Annotated in this window: 20 protein-coding genes; all 20 read left to right on the forward strand. The window is 68.8% G+C overall.

Going from position 1 to position 19,154, the window contains the following annotated elements:
• The first annotated feature begins 6 nt into the window (after positions 1 to 6).
• The 20 genes from KF745_02205 (at position 7) to KF745_02300 (ending at position 18,927) form a co-directional block, all read left to right on the forward strand.
• On the forward strand, positions 7 to 786 hold the full coding sequence (locus KF745_02205) for a hypothetical protein (protein MBX3357219.1): 780 nt from the start codon (positions 7 to 9) through the stop codon (positions 784 to 786).
• On the forward strand, positions 783 to 2,132 hold the full coding sequence (locus KF745_02210; protein MBX3357220.1) for a FliI/YscN family ATPase: 1,350 nt from the start codon (positions 783 to 785) through the stop codon (positions 2,130 to 2,132). The genes KF745_02205 and KF745_02210 overlap by 4 nt, the downstream gene beginning before the upstream one ends.
• A gap of 3 nt (positions 2,133 to 2,135) precedes the next feature.
• Positions 2,136 to 2,615: a flagellar export protein FliJ gene (fliJ, locus tag KF745_02215; protein ID MBX3357221.1), complete on the forward strand. Its 480-nt coding sequence runs from the start codon at positions 2,136 to 2,138 to the stop codon at positions 2,613 to 2,615.
• The gene (locus KF745_02220; GenBank protein MBX3357222.1) at positions 2,612 to 3,310 is read left to right on the forward strand and encodes a hypothetical protein; all 699 of its coding nucleotides are present in this window, start codon (positions 2,612 to 2,614) and stop codon (positions 3,308 to 3,310) included. The genes fliJ and KF745_02220 overlap by 4 nt, the downstream gene beginning before the upstream one ends.
• 83 nt (positions 3,311 to 3,393) lie before the next feature.
• A complete protein-coding gene (locus KF745_02225) occupies positions 3,394 to 4,746 on the forward strand; it encodes a flagellar hook-length control protein FliK (protein MBX3357223.1) in 1,353 nt (450 codons plus the stop codon).
• A gap of 23 nt (positions 4,747 to 4,769) precedes the next feature.
• Entirely contained in the window at positions 4,770 to 5,195 is a 426-nt protein-coding gene (locus KF745_02230) for a hypothetical protein (protein ID MBX3357224.1), read from the forward strand.
• A 24-nt stretch (positions 5,196 to 5,219) separates the two neighbouring features.
• Entirely contained in the window at positions 5,220 to 5,708 is a 489-nt protein-coding gene (locus KF745_02235) for a hypothetical protein (GenBank protein ID MBX3357225.1), read from the forward strand.
• A 22-nt stretch (positions 5,709 to 5,730) separates the two neighbouring features.
• Entirely contained in the window at positions 5,731 to 7,464 is a 1,734-nt protein-coding gene (locus KF745_02240) for a flagellar hook-basal body complex protein (protein MBX3357226.1), read from the forward strand.
• A gap of 97 nt (positions 7,465 to 7,561) precedes the next feature.
• Positions 7,562 to 8,260 carry a hypothetical protein gene (locus tag KF745_02245; protein ID MBX3357227.1) on the forward strand — a complete coding sequence of 233 codons (699 nt, stop codon included), beginning with the start codon at positions 7,562 to 7,564 and terminating at the stop codon, positions 8,258 to 8,260.
• A gap of 149 nt (positions 8,261 to 8,409) precedes the next feature.
• Entirely contained in the window at positions 8,410 to 8,946 is a 537-nt protein-coding gene (locus KF745_02250; GenBank protein MBX3357228.1) for a hypothetical protein, read from the forward strand.
• 209 nt (positions 8,947 to 9,155) lie between these two features.
• Positions 9,156 to 9,662: a flagellar motor switch protein FliN gene (gene fliN / locus KF745_02255; GenBank protein MBX3357229.1), complete on the forward strand. Its 507-nt coding sequence runs from the start codon at positions 9,156 to 9,158 to the stop codon at positions 9,660 to 9,662.
• A gap of 72 nt (positions 9,663 to 9,734) precedes the next feature.
• Positions 9,735 to 10,586: a flagellar biosynthetic protein FliO gene (locus KF745_02260; protein ID MBX3357230.1), complete on the forward strand. Its 852-nt coding sequence runs from the start codon at positions 9,735 to 9,737 to the stop codon at positions 10,584 to 10,586.
• A 53-nt stretch (positions 10,587 to 10,639) separates the two neighbouring features.
• On the forward strand, positions 10,640 to 11,551 hold the full coding sequence (gene fliP, locus KF745_02265; protein MBX3357231.1) for a flagellar type III secretion system pore protein FliP: 912 nt from the start codon (positions 10,640 to 10,642) through the stop codon (positions 11,549 to 11,551).
• A 22-nt stretch (positions 11,552 to 11,573) separates the two neighbouring features.
• Positions 11,574 to 11,831, forward strand: coding sequence for a flagellar biosynthetic protein FliQ (locus KF745_02270; GenBank protein ID MBX3357232.1), 258 nt, complete (start codon positions 11,574 to 11,576; stop codon positions 11,829 to 11,831).
• A 19-nt stretch (positions 11,832 to 11,850) separates the two neighbouring features.
• Positions 11,851 to 12,657 (forward strand): flagellar biosynthetic protein FliR, encoded by an 807-nt coding sequence (locus tag KF745_02275; protein ID MBX3357233.1) that lies wholly within the window; start codon positions 11,851 to 11,853, stop codon positions 12,655 to 12,657.
• Between the two features lie 8 nt (positions 12,658 to 12,665).
• Complete coding sequence (gene flhB, locus KF745_02280; GenBank protein MBX3357234.1) at positions 12,666 to 13,733, forward strand: flagellar biosynthesis protein FlhB; 1,068 nt, start codon at positions 12,666 to 12,668, stop codon at positions 13,731 to 13,733.
• A gap of 31 nt (positions 13,734 to 13,764) precedes the next feature.
• The gene (gene flhA / locus KF745_02285; protein MBX3357235.1) at positions 13,765 to 15,963 is read left to right on the forward strand and encodes a flagellar biosynthesis protein FlhA; all 2,199 of its coding nucleotides are present in this window, start codon (positions 13,765 to 13,767) and stop codon (positions 15,961 to 15,963) included.
• A gap of 107 nt (positions 15,964 to 16,070) precedes the next feature.
• Positions 16,071 to 17,441, forward strand: a complete 1,371-nt coding sequence (flhF, locus tag KF745_02290) for a flagellar biosynthesis protein FlhF (protein ID MBX3357236.1) — start codon at positions 16,071 to 16,073, stop codon at positions 17,439 to 17,441.
• The gene (locus KF745_02295; GenBank protein MBX3357237.1) at positions 17,438 to 18,514 is read left to right on the forward strand and encodes an AAA family ATPase; all 1,077 of its coding nucleotides are present in this window, start codon (positions 17,438 to 17,440) and stop codon (positions 18,512 to 18,514) included. The genes flhF and KF745_02295 overlap by 4 nt, the downstream gene beginning before the upstream one ends.
• A gap of 125 nt (positions 18,515 to 18,639) precedes the next feature.
• A complete protein-coding gene (locus tag KF745_02300; protein ID MBX3357238.1) occupies positions 18,640 to 18,927 on the forward strand; it encodes a hypothetical protein in 288 nt (95 codons plus the stop codon).
• The last annotated feature ends 227 nt before the right edge of the window (positions 18,928 to 19,154 follow it).

The following is a 19,154-nucleotide window of genomic DNA, read 5'->3' on the forward strand; positions in this document are numbered from 1 at the left end:
GAACCCATGGCTCTCATCAAGCACTCCAGGGCGAAAGAGATCACGCGAGAGGCCATCGTCCTCGACCTGGGGGACCTCGCGCGCCAGGGCGATCAGCTCGTTCGTGCCGCCCGTCTCAAGGCCCAGGAGATCATCCGCCAGGCCGAGTCCGAGCGGGACCGCCTCGTGGCCGGCGCCCGCGAACGCGGCCACGCCGAGGGCCTCGCGGCGGGCCGCGCGGAGGGCCTGACGCAGGGCCGCGAACAGGGCCGCACCGAGTCGCTCGCCCAGTGGGAATCCCAGATCCGCGCCGCGACCGAGGCGTGGTCCGCCGCCGCGGACTCGTTCCTCCGGCAGCGGGACAGCATGCTCCACGAGGCCCGCACCGATGTCGTCCGCCTCGCGGTGCAGATCGCCGAGAAGGTCACTAAGCGCACGATCGAGCTTGATCCCGGCGTCGCTGCGGCCCAGATCGCCGAGGTGCTCGCCCTGATCGTGCGACCCACCGCGGTCGTTGTCGCGATCAGCCCCCGGGATCGAGGCGCGGTGGAGACCGCGCTGCCCGGAGTCATCGCCCGGTTCTCCAGCATCATCCACGCCGAACTTGTCGACGATCCCCAGCTCTCCCCCGGCTCGTGCATCGTGCGGATGCGCGGCGAGCAGGCCGGGGCGGCGAGCCCGCCCGGCGGCGAGGTTGATGCCACTATCGAGTTGCAACTGGACCGAATCGTCCGGGCCCTGCTTCCCGATTCCGCGAAGGGCGGCGACCCCGACGCCCCGCCCACAGCAGAGAGCGCGACGCCATGAGCGTCCTCTCGCCCCAGATCGAAACAGTGGCCCGCCTCCAGCCGATGCGGGTGACCGGCCGGGTGATCGCGCTTCGCGGCTTGGTCGTCCTCGTCGGCGATCTCCCGCTCCCGGTTGGATCGCTGGTCAACGTCGCGGGTGCTCTCGGCGAAGTCGTCGGATTCGACGGCAAGCACTCGGTCATCATGATGCTCGCGGGAACATCGGGCATCCGCGCCGGCGATCGCGTGCTCGGCCTGCAGTCCGCGCCGACCGTCGCGATCGGGCACCGCCTGCTTGGCCGGTGCATCGACGGACTCGGGCGTCCGATCGACGGCGCCGGACCGGTCACCGGCACCACCCCCCGCCTGATCGACCCCGAGCCGCTGGGCGCCATGTCCCGCCGCCGCATCACCGAGCCGATGCACACCGGTGTCCGCGCCATCGACCTGTTCACCACCATCGGCCGCGGCCAGCGCCTGGGCATCTTTGCTGGGCCCGGTGTCGGGAAATCAACGCTGCTCGGCTCCATCGCACGCAACGCGGCCTCCGACGTCAATGTCGTGGCGCTCATCGGCGAGCGCGGCCGGGAAGTCGGGGACTTCATCGCCCACAGCCTCGGGCCCGCCGGTCTCGCCCGCTCCGTCGTCGTCGTCTCCACCAGCGATGAATCTCCCCTGATGCGGATCCGCGCCGCCATGGTCGCCTGCGCCGCGGCCGAGCACTTCCGTGATCAGGGAGCCCAGGTCCTGTTGATGATGGATTCCGTCACACGCCTGGCCCACGCGCAGCGCCAGATCGGGCTGTCTGTCGGCGAGCCTCCCGCCACCCGGGGCTACACGCCCAGCGTTTTCTCGTTGCTCGCGAGGCTGCTCGAACGCGCCGGAGCACTGGCCCCTCGACCCGGTCACCCAGTCGGCGGATCGATCACCGGGCTCTACACCATCCTCGTCGAGGGGGACGACATGACCGAGCCGGTCGCCGACGCGGCCCGCGGCATCCTCGACGGCCACCTCATGCTCTCCCGCTCCCTCGCTCAGCGGGCTCACTTTCCCGCGATCGACGTGCTCGACTCGGTCAGCCGCGTCGCCGACGACGTCACCGACGACATCCACCGCGCGGCCAGACGCCAGATCATCCGGCTCATGGCCGCCTACCGCGAAGTCGAGGACCTGGTCCAGATCGGCGCGTACGCCAAGGGCTCCAGCACCGAATCGGATGTGGCAATCCGCTACCACCAGGTGATCGGCGACCTGCTCCGCCAGGGTTCTGGCGAGCGGGAGGCGTTCGAGGCGGGGCGCGCCCGGATGGTCAAGATCGCGCTGGAGGCCGGCGCTGCGCTCGCCGCCCCGACTCGAAAGGCATGATCGATGAGCCGCTTTGTCTTCGAGCTTGAATCCGTTCTTGCCCTGCGGCAGCGCCAGGAGAAGGACCGCCAGCGGGCAGTTGCCGCCATTCAGAGGGAACGGGTGGTGATCGAGGAGAAGATCTCGGGATACCAGCGGCAGATCGCCCTCGCCAAGCAAGCAATGCGGGCCCAGCTCTCATCCGCCAGCCCCGCGGGCGGTGTCGCGGTGAGCAGCGTGCGGATGGAGGCCGTCGCAGTCTCCCACATGATGGTGCTCGCGCAGCGGGCGGTGCTCGACCTCGCCGCCGTGCACGCCCGCCTCGAGGCCGCCCGGACCGAACTCGTCCGCGCCGCCACGGCGCGCAAGGCCGTAGAAACCCTGAGATCGCGTCGATTCGAACGCTGGAGGCTCGAACAATCCCGCAAGGAGACCGCGGCCATGGACGAGATCGGCAGCCTCCTGACCGACCGCCGGCGCCGCGAAGCGGAGGGCACCACATGAGAACGATCTGGTCCATCGTGTCCGTCCTCGCGGTCGCGAACCTGCTCGCGCTCGCCGGCTTCTTTGTCTGGCTCAAGACCTCGGGCCGCCTCAGCACGGAGCGCATCGAGCAGGTCCGCCTCGCCTTCCGCGAGACCCTCGAAGCCGAGCAGCAGAGGGCATCCATCGAGCTCGCCCAGAGGCTCGAGGAGGAATCGAAGCAGGCCGAGGCGGCGCGGCTGGCCTCGCCGCCGGAATCCGCGGCCACGGTCATCGACCGCAACGTCGAGGCGGAGCAGGTCCGGATGCAGCACATGCTGCTCCTCCAGCAGGAGCAGCGCACGCTCCGCGCCTCGCTCGAGCGAATGCGCACCGCCAACGAGGAAGAGCGTCTCCAACTCGCGAGGGAGAAGCAGGAGTTCGCGGAGTACCGCGCCCGTCTCGCCGATACGGAGGGCGCCGAGCAATTCAAGAAGGCCCTCGACACTCTCCAGGGCCAGAAGCCCAAGGACGCCAAAGACGTTCTCCAGTCGCTGTTGGCCGAGAGCAAGGCCGAGCAGGTGGTCTCCTACCTGAGCGCGATGGACGACCGCGCCAGGTCCCGAATCGTCGCAGAGTTCGTGAAAGTCGATCCTGCCGTGGCAGGCGACTTGCTGGAGCGGCTCAGAACCCGTGGCGTCGCTGTGCCGCCCGGGACTGAGATCGCTGGTCGATGACGGCAACGCCCATCCAGGTGACAACTCGATTCGCCCTGCCCCACCGGGCCAGTTCCGCGCCGTCTCAGGCCGCGGTAGCGCCCATGCCCCGGTTTGATGAAACGCTCGCCGCCGCCTCTGAGCCCTCCGAGAAGCTCACTCGCCCCCAAGTCGAAGAGGCTGCTCCCTCCGCAGAAACCGACGACCCGGCGCAATCCCCGCTCGATGAAGCGCAGGAACAGGCAGAGGCCACCCCCATTGATGCGGACACGCCCTCCTCGTCCACTGAGCAGCCCAGCAAGAGCGAGCCCGATGCGGCCGCCGAGCAGCTCCAGACAGAACCCCAGCCGGAGTCCTCGGCCCGTCTTGAGCAGCCGCTCACCATCCAGGGCCTGAATCGGCTTCTCCTGAGCGGCCTGCACCCCGGCCCCGCGCCGAGTCGACTCGGCTCCACCGTGCCAGATCAGACGCCGGCGCCAAATGCTCGCTCCACACGCGAGCGGGAACCTGCTCAGGCCTCGGACTCTCGCAGCCATCCGCCCGCGCCGGAGTCTTCCGCTTCCAAGGAGGACACGGCCCAGTGTGACACCCCCCGCGAAGCCGAGAGCGCCGCGGCGCAGACCGCCGAATCCGCGCCCGGGCGAACCGCGACAGAGCGGCGCGACCCCTCGGATGCCGAGCCGCCGAGCAAGAGCCTGCCACCGCTCGAATCCGCAACGCGCTCCCCTTCGCTCCCGCCCCAGCCCGCCGCCGCGGCAGTCCTCCCCGCCGCGACCCCCAAGGCCGTGACTGCCTCGTCGCGGGCCGAGAGCCTTCCGGCGATCGGCGCCCCGTCAGCCGCTTCTCGCCTTCGTTGGATCGGCGGGGCTCCTCCTAACCAGCCCACTGCCCCCGCGGCGCCCCAGAGCGACGTCGAATCCGCCTTCGCCGCGCAACTCTCCCGCGGCCTCACCGCCGCGATGGCGCGCAAAGACGGCTCCGTTACCCTTCGGATCGAGCCCGAGCACCTCGGCCACCTGCGCATCCAAGTCGGCATGAAGGGCGGCTCGGTTACCGCCCAGTTCGAGGCATCCACGCCACAGGCACGCGACTTGCTCGGGAAGTCAATGGCGATGCTAAAGTCGTCGCTCGAAGCCCGCGGTCTGGAGGTGGACCGCCTTCATGTACAGGTCGCGGTCAGGCCGGAGGCCCCCGCGGCCACCTCCCCGCACCCGGCACCCGGTGCGGTGGATCCTGAGCCCGCGTGGAACGCGGCGCAGCAGGCGCCCTTCTGGTCCGATGCCGGCACGGGCGGACACGCAGGGAGCCAATCGGAACAGCATCAGGGCGACGCGGAGCGGAGCCACGCGTCAAGCGAATCGTGGTCGGACGACGGCGAATCGCCGCCGCGCCCCGGTCCTACCGACCGCTCATTCGCTGATGCCCGCCTGTACCTGGGGATCGACACGCTGGCCTAGGCCGCCGCAAGAGGAGCCTCTCGATGGACGCGATCTCGTCGCTCGGATCCAACCAGGCCCAGGCCTCCGCCACCCCCGACGCGTTCAGCGCGCTCAACAGCGAGCAGTTCGTCAAGATCATGTTCACTGAGCTGACCCGCCAGGATCCCCTCAAGCCAAACGACACCTCCAATCTTCTGCAGCAGATGTCGAGCCTCCGCTCGATCCAGTCCAGCCTCGACCTCTCCAAACGGCTCGAATCGCTCGTGCTCCAGAACCAGACCTCCGCCGCCGGCACGCTCATCGGCAAGAGCGTCAGCGGTCTCGATGAACGCAACCTCCGCGTCACCGGCGTAGTCGAGAGTGTCAGCATCACCAAGGACGGCCCGGTCCTCGGCCTCACCAACGGCTCGCGCGTCTCGTTCGATCGCGTGGATTCCCTCGCCGCCGCCTCCCAGTCCGCTCGCTAGCACGCCGATCCACGGAGACCGCTCATGTTCCTCAATCCGCTCGGCCTGCTCGGAATCCTCGGCGGCATTGTCAGCGCCGCCACCAAGCCACACGCTCCCGCTGCCGATGGGCCACAGTTTGCCGACAAACTCGACGATGCACGAAGCGCCGACGTCGCATCCAACCTGCCGGTTCATGTCGACGCCAGCCTCGGCCTCAACCTCACCGGCGACCAGGTGGAACGACTCAGCATCGCCGCCGACAAGGCCGAGGCCGCCGGCCTCCGCCGCGCCCTCGTGCACCTCGATGGCAAGGCGGTTGTTCTCGACGTCAAGTCACGCACAGTCCTCCGAGCCGCCGACCGCGAGGCGCCGCTGCCGGCCGACGTCGATGGCGTGGTCACCGCACCCGCCCTCGGCGAAACCGGCCAGGGCGTGATGCGAGTCCCCGGCGGCCTCGCCGCCAACACCTCGGTGAACGCGCTGCTGGAGCGCATGGAGCAGCAGACCAGCCAGCCGGCCATCGCGGCCTGATCGACCCACAAGGAACTCCCCGATGTCGTCCACCACCACCCTGTACACCGGGCTCTCCGGCCTCAACGCCAACAGCGCCTACCTCAACGTCATCGGCAACAACGTTGCCAACGTCAACACCACCGCGTACAAGTCTAACCGCATGCTCTTTGCCAGCGCGTTCTCGCGCACCCTGAGCATCGGCACCCCGCCAAGCGCCGACACCGGCGGCTCCAACCCGACCCAGGTCGGCCTCGGCACCGTCATCGCCGGCACCCAGCGCAACTTCGGCGGCGGATCCCTCTCGCCCACCGGCGTCAAGACCGACCTCGCGATCGAAGGCGACGGCATGTTCGTCGTCGACCGCGGCGGATCAACGTACTTCACCCGCGCCGGCTCGTTCGGCCGCAACTCGAGCAACCAGCTCACCACGATCGGCGGCGACATCCTCCAGGGGTTCGGCGTCGATAGCGACTTCAACATCATCCCCGGCCAGCTCACCGACCTGTCCATCCCCCTCGGCTCCCTCGGCCCCGCGCAGGCCACCCGCAACGCCGACTTCGCCGGCAACCTCAACGCCGCCGGCACCATCGGGACCACCGGCACCAACATCGTCTTTGGCGCACTCGCCCTGATCACAGGCCCCATCGGCGGCCCCGGCGGCAACGCCCTCGACCCCGGCAGTCTCCTCGTCGACGTCGTCAGCAGCACCGCGCCGACCCAACTCCTCTTCTCCGCCGGTCAGTCCATCCTCATGAGCGGAGCCGAGAAGGGCGGCCAGACTCTCCCCGACGCCCGCCTCGATATCTCCGCGGCGACCACCGTCCAGAACTTCCTCGACTTCCTCACCGGCGCCCTGGGCATCACCACCAGCGGTGGGGCCAACCCCAACGGCCAAACCCCCGGCGCCCAGCTCAACCCCGCCACCGGCGTCGTCACAGTCGTCGGCAACACCGGCACCGTCAATGACCTCGACCTCGCCACGTCGGACCTTCGCCTCATGAACGCCGATGGCAGCAGCGCCGGCCAACCCTTCACCACCACCCGCCCCGTTCAGGCTGACGGCGAATCCGTCCGCACCACGTTCATCGTGTACAACTCCCTCGGCACACCGGTGAGCGTCGACGTCTCGATGGTCCTCGCCGGACGCTCCAACCAGGGCACGCAGTGGCAATACTCGATCGAATCCGAAGATGACACCGACGCCGACCTTCTCGTCGGCAGCGGGGTGCTCTCATTCGACACCTCCGGGCAGCTCATCGGGCCCAAGTCCGTCTCCGCGACGATCGACCAGAACAACACCGGCGCCCTTTCGCCCCTGACCTTCAACCTCAACTTTGATTCCCCCGCCGGCCGCGTGACCGCCCTCGCGGATACCCCTTCGGCCCTCGCCTCGACCTACCAGGACGGTTTCCCTCCCGGCACCCTCAATGACTATGCCGTCGGTATCGACGGCATCATCACCGGAGCTTTCAGCAACGGTACCACCCGAACCCTCGGTCAGGTCGTCCTCGCCAAGTTCAACAACCCCGAGGGGCTCGTCGACGTCGGACAGAATCTCTACTCTGTCGGCCCAAACTCTGGCACCGCCGTGATCGCCGCGCCGACAACCCTCGGCACCGGCCGGATCGTCGGCGGCTCGCTGGAACTCTCCAACGTCGATCTCTCGCAGGAGTTCATCAACATGATCCAGGCCTCGACCGGCTTCAGCGCCTCGTCGAGGGTTATCACGACCACGGATCAGTTGATGCAGCAACTCCTGGTTCTCGGCCGGTAGCCATCCGGAGCCCGCCCAGGCAGGACCGAATAAAGGTGACCCCGCTTCGGGCCGATGACTCGCCCGTGGGCGATCGACCGCCCCGCGGAGCCCGAACGTGAGCCTGGCCTCCTGGCTGTCCATGCCGATCGTCCCCTTCCTGGTCGCCGCCGCCGCGGTCCCCGCCGCGTTCCTGGCCGTCCGACTCCTCGGCCTCGACCGCCGCTGGCGTCGCGTTCTCATCCGCGAGAGCATCGACCTCTCCGCCACCATCGACCATCTCACCCTCATCGCCCGCGCGGCAGAAAAGAACGGCGTTTCCGCACTCCAAGGCCACCTGGAGCGCCCCGCCGATCCGTTCCTTGCCAACGCGATCTCGCTGGTTTCCCGCGGTGCCACCCCCGCCCACCTGCGTGCCATCCTCGAGCACGACCTCGACACCCGCCTCGCCAGGCACGCGGGCATCAACCGCTGGCTCGCCGTCGCCGGACGAGTCCTTCCGGCGATTGGAGTCTGCGGCGTGGCGCTCGCCATCACCCTCCTGGTGTCATGGTCCTCCTCGCCCAGCGGTGTGACCACCCTCCACGCCTCCTCGGTCTTGGTCATTGTCTTCTTCTCCCTCCTCGTTCTGGGGGTGAGAGTCCCGGACGCCGACTCGCTCGCCCACACCGAAGCACAGCGGGCCCTCGCCCACACGCTCGTCGTCGCCGCCATGACCGGAATTGCCTCCGGGGAGCACTCGGTCGCCCTCAACCAGCGACTCCGGGCGATGCTGACTCCCACGCCACCCCGTCCCGCAGACGCCGTCGCCGCGTAGCGCCAGTCCGAGAACTTCCCGCGGAGTTCCCCCCTCGCTACACACCGAACCAGGGGGGGGTGCCCGCTCGCTACGCTGTTGCCCGCCGCCTCCCACCGGTCGATGTTGCTCTGCCGCCCTTCCCCGCGGCAACCAAGGACGACACGACCATGGCCGACAAGAAAAGCGAATCCAAGCCCCAGGCATCCACCACTGAGGAGGCCCCCAAGCGGGGCCTGCCGATCAAGACCATTGGCATCGTCGCGGGGCTCATGATCGCCGAAGCGGCCGGCGTCTACTTCCTGCTCGGCGCGACCAGCCCCGCCACGAGCGATGCCCAGGTCACCCACGGCCTGCACGACGACGAGTCCGAGAAAACCGCCGAAGTCCTTATCGTCGAGGACAAGTTCCAGAACCTCCAGACCGGCAAGGTCTGGCTCTGGGATGCCGCGATCTACGTCCAGGTCAAGCAAAAGAACGTCGAGCGCGTCGAAAAGGAACTCGAGCGCCGCAACGCCGAGATCAAGGAACAGGTCAGCCAGATCTTCAGCCGAGCCCAGCACGCTCAGCTCAAAGAACCCGACCGCCAGACCCTCAACCGCCAGCTTAATAACTACCTCCAGGATCTCTTCTCCTCCAAGTCCGATGAGCACCCCGTCATCGAGCGGCTGATCATCGCCCGCTGTCGCGGTTTCCCGGCCGAGTAGGCCGCTGCCTACGAATGGGCTCGGCACATTCTGCGCGTTTCTCGGCAGCCCTCGTCCCAAGTCGGCGAAATCTGCGGACGGTGCGTCCGGGCTGTCGATGTGACTCGCCCGGGGTGATGCGCCGTCGCGGGTCGTCCGCCGGCTCGGTCGCAGGCAGGATGCCCGCGTCGATGCCGGCTCGCGGCGGGCACCCTCGCCAGGGGCCACGGATGGCCGATACGCAGCCAACACCCGACCCGGCTCCCCAGCCCGAGGTACACGAGACCGAAACCTCGCCCGCCGAGAACACGGCCGAGTCCATGGCCGCCGAAGCCCTCCGCGCCGCGCAGGACGCCGTCGCCGCGCTCAAGCAGCAGGTGCCGCAGGGCGGCGACGCCGATCCGCTCGGAATGGGATCCGGCGCCCCGACCTCACCGCTCGACTTCCCCGCCCTCTCGCCCAGCCTCGGCGCCGGTCGCGCCGAACCAATCGACCTGCTCGCCGACGTCAACCTCAACGTCAAGATCGAACTCGGCCGCACCCGGATGCTCGTCGAGGACGTCCTGCGACTCGGCGAAGGCTCAGTTGTTGAACTCGACAAGCTCGCCGGCGACCCCGTCGACGTCTATGTCAACGAGCGTCATGTTGCCCGTGGCGAGGTGCTTGTCCTCAACGACAACTTCTGCGTGCGCATCAACGAGATCATTCCTCAGACGTCTGGTTCAACCAAGCAGTGACACGTTCGTGCCGGTGTTCGTAGATCCAGCCTTCGCGGCGGCGGAGCCCGCCTTGGACAAGCCAGGATGGCGATGGCGACCAGATCACAATCCCGCGCCTTCTTCTCGCGGCCACGATGCATTGCCGCGGCGGTCATCGCGCTCGCGTCGCTCGGAGCCGCTGCCCCCGCTCAGACCGGTCCCGACCCCGCGACCGTTCTCTCGGACGTATCCACTCAGTCCAGCCAGGCGCCCGCGAGCGAGACCCGTCCCATCGGCCCCCGCCGCGCGGCGGATTCGGCAGGCATCGCCGCCCGGCAGGACGCCCAGGCGTCGAGCGTCGGCATCCTCAAGACCGGCGTCTCGCTCGCCACCGTCGTGTCGCTGATCTTCGCCTGCGCGATGCTGCTCAAGCGGTTCAGCCGACGCGGCGGCGGCCTTGCCGCCGCATTCGGACCCGGCGGCCCGAGCCCCGCCGGCGTCCTCGAAGTGCTCGGCCGATACCCCGTCGCACCAGGTCAATGTTTCATCCTCCTCCGCTGCGAACGGCGGATCCTGCTGCTCGCCCAGAACAGCCCTCGTTTCGGCCGCGGCGGCGCCGGGTCCATCACGCCGCTCACCGAGATCACCGACCCCGAAGAGGCCGCTTCGATCATCTCCTCGACTCGGCACGCCGACGGCGAGTCCATCGCGGCGAAGTTCACATCGCTGCTCTCCCGCTTCGGTGGTCCGGCCGAACCCCAGAGTCCATTCGACGATGCGCCCGGTCGCAACCTCGTCGCCGAGACCGACGAGGGCGATCGCGCCGAAGTCTGGAGCGACGGCCGCGAGCCCGTGCGCACGCCCGCCAGCCGTCCGGCCTCTGCCCCGGCACCGATCGACGATGCGGTCGGCTCCCTCCGCCGCCGCCTCGAAACGATGAAGAGCGCGGGAGTCGGCGCATGACCGCGTCGGCCACCACCCCTCGATTCCTCACCGCTATCGTGATCGCGGTCACGATGGCCCTCGCCCCCGCATCCCTTGCCCAGGGGCTCTACGGCCCATCCCCCACCCCGCAGACCCCGGCCGTGAGTGGGGGAGCGGCGCTCGCAGACCTCGGGGCCGACCCCGATGCCCCCTTCTCGCTCAACCCGGCCTCGATCCTCGGCGCCGCGGCCGGCGCCCTGCCGGGTCAGTCCGGCGCCGGCGCCCCCGCCGACGCCTCCCGCTCAACCGGCCTGTCGACGGCGATCAACATCGTCATCCTGCTCACGGTGCTCACGCTGGTGCCGTCGATCATGCTGATGACGACCTGCTTCGTGCGCATCATCGTCGTCCTCGGGCTGCTCAAGCAGGCCATGGGCACCCAGCAGCTTCCCCCTCCACAGGTGATCGTCGGCCTCGCCATGTTCCTCACGCTCCTGGTGATGGCGCCGACGATCGACCGCATCAACACCGAGGCCATCGCTCCCTACCGCGCCGGCCAGATCAAGGACTACGAAGAACTCTGGGACAAGGCCAAGCAGCCCGTCCGCGACTTCATGTTCGACCAGATCGAGGCCTCCGGCAACTGGTCGAGTGTCTACATGGTCCTCAACTACCGCGGCATCGACACCTCCGAGCCGGACCGCCTCACCCGCGCCGACGTCGACATGGTCTCGCTGATCCCCGCGTTCATGCTCAGCGAACTCAAGATCGCGTTCCTGATGGGGTTCCGCGTCTACCTCCCCTTCCTCGTCATCGACATGGTCATCTCCAGCCTGCTGATTTCCATGAGCATGATGATGCTCCCGCCGGTGCTCATCAGCCTCCCCTTCAAACTCTTGCTCTTCGTCCTGGTCGACGGTTGGCAGCTCATCGCCGGAAGCCTCATGAACAGTTTCGTGACCCACGGCCCAGCCGTCGCCGCGGCCGCCGCGTCCTCTCCATAGGGCCGCACCGGAGCAACACCGCATGCACTACGACGACTCGACAGTCGAACTGGTCCGCTGGACGCTGGTCCTCACGCTGAAAGTCGCCGCGCCGATCCTGGCCGCGGGCGTTGTCGTCGGCCTTGTGATCAGCATCTTCCAGTCCGTGACCTCGATCCAGGACCAGAGCCTGTCGTTCGTCCCCAAGATCATCGTGATGGGCCTCGTGGCGGTCCTGCTCACGCCGTGGATCGTGCAGCGGCTGGTCGAGTTCGCCTCCGAGATGTTCACGCTGATGTAGGAAGCATGAGGGGTGATCCGTGACCGGGATTCCGACCGAGTTGGCGACGCACGCCGTTGCGTACACGCTGGTGCTGGCGCGATTGGCCGGGCTCTTTGTCTTTGCGCCCATGCTCGCCAGCACGGCCGTCCCGCTCAAGGTCCGGTCGCTCTTCGCCGTGATGCTCGCCGCCGCGCTCTACCCCACCATCGCCACGATCGTCGTCCCCCCGGCGACCGACATCTTCGGCCTGCTCCCGCTGGTGATCGGCGAGTCGCTCGTCGGTGTCACCATCGGCCTGCTCGCCGCCATCCCCATCTTCAGCGTGCAGCTCGCCGGCCTCATCATGAGCCAGCAGATGGGCATCTCGCTCGCCGCCGCCTACAACCCCGCCCTCGACACCGAGTCCGACGTCATGGGCGAACTGCTCCTCTATGTCGCCTTCAGCGTCTTCATCTTCTCGGGCGGCCTCGAATCGCTCTTCCTCTGCGTCGGCCACTCGTTCCAGACCCTGCCGGTCGGGGGCTTCGTCCCGGCGATGGCGCCGGCCACCCTGCTCATCTCCCTGATCTCCGCCGGGTTCGAACTGGCGATCCGCGTCTCCGCCCCGGTCCTCGTGATCATCCTGCTCGAGACGCTCGCCTCCGCCTTCGTCATGAAGACCATCCCGCAGATCAACATCCTGACCATCGGGTTCGCCATCAAGATCGTCCTCGGCCTGCTCGGTCTCACGCTCGCCATCGCCACCATCGACCGTGTCGTCGGCGACGACGTGACCGGCGTTTCACGGGTGATCTTCAACTGGGTCCAGTCGCTCGGCCCAGCCCCCGCCCCGTCCGCTGACTGAAGGAACACATGGCCGAGGAACTCGGAGAACGCACCGAACAGCCCACCGGCCGACGCCGGGCCGATGCCCGCGAGGACGGCAAGGTCGCCAAGAGCACCGACCTCGCCGCCGCGGTCGAACTCGGCGCCGCGCTGATCCTTATCGCCCTCTACGGCCCCGTGCTCATGGCCGGCTTCTCCCGCCTCCTCCGCGACGTGCTCGATTCCCGCGGCCTCGACGCCGTCACCACCCCGGACTCCATCGGCGAACTCCTCAGCGGCGTCCTCACCCGCTCCCTCTGGCTCGCCGCTCCCGTCGCGGGAGTCATGTTCGCCGTCGTCATGCTCGCCCACGTCGCCCAGATCGGCTGGTTCATCACCACCAAGCCGCTGCAGCCCAAGCTCTCCAACCTCAACCCGCTCTCGGGGCTCAAGAAGCTCGTCGGCCGCCGCAACTGGATCAAGACCGCCGTCAGCAGCGTCAAGCTCGTCGTCGCCATCGGCGTCGCCGCCGCCGCGGTCGCCCGCGATGCCCCCGCCATCGCCGCGATCCCCGCCCTCGACCTCGGCCCCGCCATGCAGGCCGGCGCCGCCATCGTCCTCCACGCCGCCATCTGGATCATCGTCCTGATGCTGGTCATCGGCATCATCGACTTCCTCTTCCAGCGCTGGCAACTCACCCAGGACCTCAAGATGACCCGCCAGGAGGTCAAGGACGAGCGCCGCTCCATGGAGGGCGACATGGAGACCCGGGCCCGCCGCCTCCGCATGGCCCGCTCCATGATCTACCAGCGCATCCAGCAGGCCGTTCCCACCGCCGACGTCATCGTCACCAACCCCACGCACTTCGCCGTCGCCCTCAAGTACGACGCCGACTCCATGGACGCCCCCCGCGTCGTCGCCAAGGGCGCCGACCTCCTCGCCTTCCGCATCCGAGAGATCGCATCCCTCCACCAGATCCCCATCGTCGAGAAGCCGCCCCTCGCCCGTGCCCTGTACGCCAACGTCGAGGTCGGCCGCTCCATCACCCCCGAGTTCTTCGAGGCCGTCGCCGAGATCCTCGCCTACGTCTACCGCCTCGAAGGCCGCGCCGCCTGACCCGTTCGCCCCCTGAGAACCACCGCCCGCCGTGCCAAAGTCACCCGTCATCATGGCTCCCCAGTCCGGCTTCACCCTCCCAAGGTGGGTTCTGGGCGTGAACCGCTACCGCGGCCTGCTCGTGCCGCTGGCGTTCATGAGCCTGCTCGTGGTGATCCTCGTCCCCCTCCCGCCCTGGCTGATGGACATCCTCATCTCGGCCAACATCAGCCTCGCCGTCATCGTCCTCCTCACGACCATCCACATGCAGGAACCGCTGGACTTCAGCGTCTTCCCCTCGCTCCTGCTCGGCACGACGCTCTTCCGCCTCGTCCTTAACGTCGCCTCCACGCGCCTCATCCTCTCCGCCGACGCCAGCACCCCGCAGGAGGCCATGGGCGTCGCCGGCGATGTCATCAGCGCCTTCGGCAACTTCGTCGCCGGCGATTCCCTCGCCGTCGGCATCGTCATCTTCGTCCTTCTCATCATCGTCCAGTTCGTCGTCATCACCAAGGGCGCCACGCGCATCTCCGAGGTTGCCGCCCGCTTCACCCTCGATGCGATGCCCGGCAAACAGATGGCCATCGACGCCGATCTCAACGCCGGCCTGATCAAGGAGGACGAAGCCCGCCGCCGCCGCGAACGCATCTCCCAGGAGGCCGACTTCTTCGGCGCCATGGACGGTGCCAGCAAGTTCGTCCGCGGCGACGCCGTCGCCGGCCTGCTCATCACCGCGCTCAACGTCGCCGGCGGTTTCGCCGTCGGCGTCCTCCAGCGCGGCTGGCCCGCCGGACAGGCCGCCGAAGTCTTCACCAAGCTCACCATTGGCGACGGCCTCACCTCCCAGATCCCCGCCTTCGTCGTCTCCATCGCCGCAGCTCTCATCGTCACCCGCTCCGGCTCCAAGGCCGACCTCGGCACCGAACTCACCGGCCAAGTCCTCAGCCAGCCCACCGGCCTCTACATGACCGCCGGCTTCCTCGGCTTGCTCTCCCTCACCCCGCTCCCGACCATCCCCCTCCTCGCCACCGCCGCCCTCCTCGCCGCCATCGCCTATGGCACCACTCGCTCCCGCCGCGCCGCCGCGGCGGAGTCCGCCAACGCCATCAACCCCGCATCCGGCCGCCCCGAGCCACCTCCGCCCGAGCAACTCCTCAAGGTCGACACCCTCGAACTCGAGGTCGGCTACGGCCTCGTCTCCCTCGTTGACTCCAACCAGGGCGGCGACCTCCTCGACCGCATCTCCTCCATCCGCCGCCAACTCGCCGCCGAGATGGGCTTCATCCTGCCCCCCGTCCGCATCCGCGACAACATGCGCCTCCCCGCCAACGAGTACCGCGTCAAGATCCGCGGCAGCCCCGTCGGCAAGGGCCAGACCGTCCCCGGCCGCCTCCTCGCCATGGATTCCGGTATCGCCTCCGGCCCCATCGACGGCATCCCGACCAAGGAGCCCGCCTTCGGCCTCGATGCCTGGTGGATCGATCCCTCCCTCAAGAACCGCGCCGAGACGATGAACTACACCGTCGTCGACCCCAGCAGCGTCCTCGCCACCCACATCACCGAACTCGTCAAGCTCCACGCCGACGAACTGCTCACCCGCGAGGAGGTCAACAACCTCACCACCCAGCTCGCCGAACGCTGCCCCAAGCTCGTCAAGGAAACCGTCCCCGAGGTCGTCAAGCCCGCCGACCTCCAGAAGATCCTCCAGAACCTCCTCCGCGAGCGAGTCCCCGTCCGCGACCTCGAGACCATCCTGGAGACCATCGCCGACTGGGGCGCCAAGACCAAGGATCTCGATGTCCTCACCGAATACGTCCGAAACGCCCTCCGCCGCACCATCTGCCTCCAATACGCCTCCGCCGTCGACGACCGCCCCGGCGCCGCACCCGGAAAGGGCGCCGGCCCCATGCTCTTCAGGCTCGTCTGCGTCACCCTTGACCCCGCGCTGGAAGACCGCATCAACGGCTACATCGAGCGCACCACCGCCGGCACCGCCGTCACCATGCCCGCCAGCGTCGCCAACCAGATCGCCGGCCAGATCCTCAGGGCCCTGCAGCAGGTCGCCGCCGCCGGTCACCACCCCGTCGTCCTCTCCTCCCCGCAGGTCCGCGGCGTCGTCCGCCAGTTGATCGCCCCGCAGGTCCCGACCGTGGCCGTCCTCTCCTACAACGAGATCGTCCCCGGCGTCGAGGTCGAATCGCTCGCCCTCGTCGGCTCGCCGGATGCCGAAGCCGCGGTTGCCGCGGCATGATCCGAGTCCCTCCAGCACGCGGAGCGAAGTTTGTGTAGGATGGCCACACATTCCGATCATTGAGACGGGCAGGACGCCCATCTGTCTCGCTGCCATGGACGGCGTTCATGAGACTCAAGACTTTTCGTGCTCCCACCATCGCCGACGCTCTCGCCGCGGTCAAGAAAGACCTCGGCCGTGACGCTGTCATTCTCCACACCCGGACCACCAAGTCCGGCGGCTGGCTCGGCGGCTGGCTCAAGATCGGCGCCAAGCCCATCGTCGAGGTCATCGCCTCCGATGACGTCAACGTCCGCGCACCGCGCCTCCGGCAGGCCCCTCCCGCCGCCGCGCCCGCTCCGATGAACAAGCCTCCCGCCGTCGCCGTCAGCCCCGCCTCCGTCGCAAAGGCCTACGGCGACACCGCCGCTGCCACTCCGGCCCGGACACAGCGTCCGGCGCCCGCCGCGCCGCCCCCGCCCGCGGAGGTCGCCACGCTCCCCGTCCGCCAACGGTCCCGGCCCGATCCCGCGGCTGCCAGGGAACGGACCTCTCGCCTTGCCATCCCCGCCCCCTTCGCTCCCCAGGACGCCACCGCTGCCTCCTCGCTCGAGGCCGAACTCGGCGCCATCAAGCGCATGGTCGGCCAGGTCCTCCAGTCCGCGTCCCCGGCCCAGCACGCCGGCATCATGCCCGAGGCCCTCTTCCGCCACTACCTCCGGCTTCTCGAATGCCAGGTCGCCCGCGACCTCGCCGACCAGCTCGTCGGCGCCGTCCGCGACGAACTCACCCCCGCCGAACTCTCGGATGAGTCCATCGTCCGCCAGACCGTCCTCCGCCGCATCGCCGAGATGATCCCTGTCTCCCCCGGCATCTCGACCCCATCCCGCGGCCCCGACGGCCGGCCGTTCACCATCGCCCTCGTCGGCCCCACCGGCGTCGGCAAGACCACCACCCTTGCCAAACTCGCCGCCACCTACCGCCTCCGCCACGGCCGAAAGGTCGGCGTCATCACCAGCGACACCTACCGCATCGCCGCCGTCGAGCAGCTCCGCACCTACGCCGACATCATCGCCGTCCCCCTCAAGGTCGCTCTCACGCCCGCCGACATGGCCGCCGCCTGCCAGTCGTTCGCCGATTGCGACGTCGTCCTCATCGATACCGCCGGCCGCTCCCAGAACGACGCGACCCGCCTCGACGAACTCCGCGCCTTCATCGAGTCCGCCGACCCGCACCAGACCCACCTCGTCCTCTCCTCGACCGCCAGCGAAGCCGTGTTGCTCAAGACCGCCGACCGGTTCGCCGCCACCTGCCCCACCCACCTCATCCTCACCAAGCTCGACGAGGCCGTGAACTTCGGCGTCCTGCTCAGCGTCGCCCGACGCACCAACGCCGCCCTCAGCTTCGTGACCACCGGCCAGGAAGTGCCCGACCACATCGAGCCCGGGCACGCCGACCGCCTCGCTCGCCTCGTGCTCGATGGGGAACTCGCGCGATGACCGCCGGCGCCCTCCGGCCGCCCACACTCGCGCCCACGGGCGCCGACCAGGCCTCCCGACTGCGGGCCTTGATGGAGGCGATGTCGGCTCCCCCAGCCCCCGCGGCTGCCGACGAGCCCTCCGCGCACGCGCCCACGCCCGCCCCGCCCCGCATCCTGCCGCCGCACCCCCGCGCTGCCCGCCTCGTCGCGATCGGGTCCGGCAAGGGCGGTGTCGGCAAGTCCAGCCTCGCCGTGAACCTCGCGATCGCCGTCGCTCGGCAGCGCCTCCGCGTCACCCTCCTCGACGCCGACCTGGGCACCGCCAACGCCGATGTCCTCTGCGGCGTCATGCCCCGCAACCGTCTCGAGCACGTCCTCCGCCACGACTCCGAGTCCCGGCCGTCGCTCGCCGACATCGCCATCGACGCACCGGGCGGATTCCGTCTCGTCCCCGGCACTGCAGGAATCGCCCGTCTCGCCGATCTCTCGCCACACGACCGCGCCGCCATGATCGATTCCCTCGATGAACTCGAGGCCGGCGCCGACCTGGTCCTGATCGACACCGCCGCGGGCGTCGGCTCAAGCGTCACCTCCTTCCTCCTCGCCGCCGACTTGTCGCTCATCGTGACCACCCCCGAGCCCACCGCGATCGCGGACGCCTACGCGTTGATCAAGTGCCTCGCCACCGTTCCGGAAAGCGATGGTGGCGGACGATCAGCGAGTGAGTGGGGGGGACGGGGAGAGCCGTGGGACCGGGGGGGGCGACTCCCCTCCCTTCGACTGGTCGTGAATCAGGCCAGGGACCAGGACGAGGCGGCCTCAGTCCACGCCCGGATCTCCGGCGTCAGCGAGCGATTCCTCGGCCTGACCATCCCGCTCGCCGGCTGGATTGCGCAGGATCTGCGGGTCTCCCAGGCCGTCCGCTCGCGCCGGCCGCTGCTCCTCGAACACGAGGCCTCCCCGGCCGGCCGGGCCATCACCGATCTCGGCGGGTTCATCACCCGGAATCTGGGGATCGAACCCCCACCCAGGCCCGCCGCCGCCGCTTTCTCCGGACGTAGGAGCCTGTTCGCACGGCTGTTTCGCACCTGATCGCGCCATTCGTGCGCGTTCTTGCTCAAGTCCCGCCGCGCGCCTTGATTTGGCCCGGCCTGAATCCGATATCCGATGCATGCCCAGGCCGCGTCGCTCGACCGCGTGCCTTCCGAGGAGTGTTCGTGACACGCGGCGTACCGACCAGAGTCATCGCAGCGTCGATGGGCCTCGCCGCGTTCGCGGTCGCCGTGATCGCCGGCCTCGCCGTCAACAACCCCGCCGACTTCATCCTGGCACGCGCCCTGCTGAGCATGTTCGTCTGCTGGGCCGTCGGCCTTGCCGTCGGCGCCGTCGCCGAGCGGACCATGATCGAATCGCTCACCACACCACCCGCGACGGGGTCGGACTCCCAATCCGCCACCCCGTCCATGCCGCAGGAGGGCTCCACCGTTGAAGCCGTCGCGGCCTAGTTCTTCCACAGGTTGTTCACGTTCGCGCAGGAAAGTGACGGACCACTTGCTTGCGTGCGCGACTCTCAGGTATAGTGACCGCTTCGCCGCTCATGGATCGAGAGGCGGGTCAAAGACAAGCCCGTTGCTTCAGCAGCAGGCAGATTGATCAGTGGTCAAGGAGCCGACCATGTCGACACGGACCAGTCGCAGGGGCGCGGGCGGGGTACGAGCAAGCACGAAATCCA

The sequence above is a fragment of the Phycisphaeraceae bacterium genome (assembly GCA_019636655.1).
GTDB lineage: Bacteria > Planctomycetota > Phycisphaerae > Phycisphaerales > UBA1924 > JAHBXB01.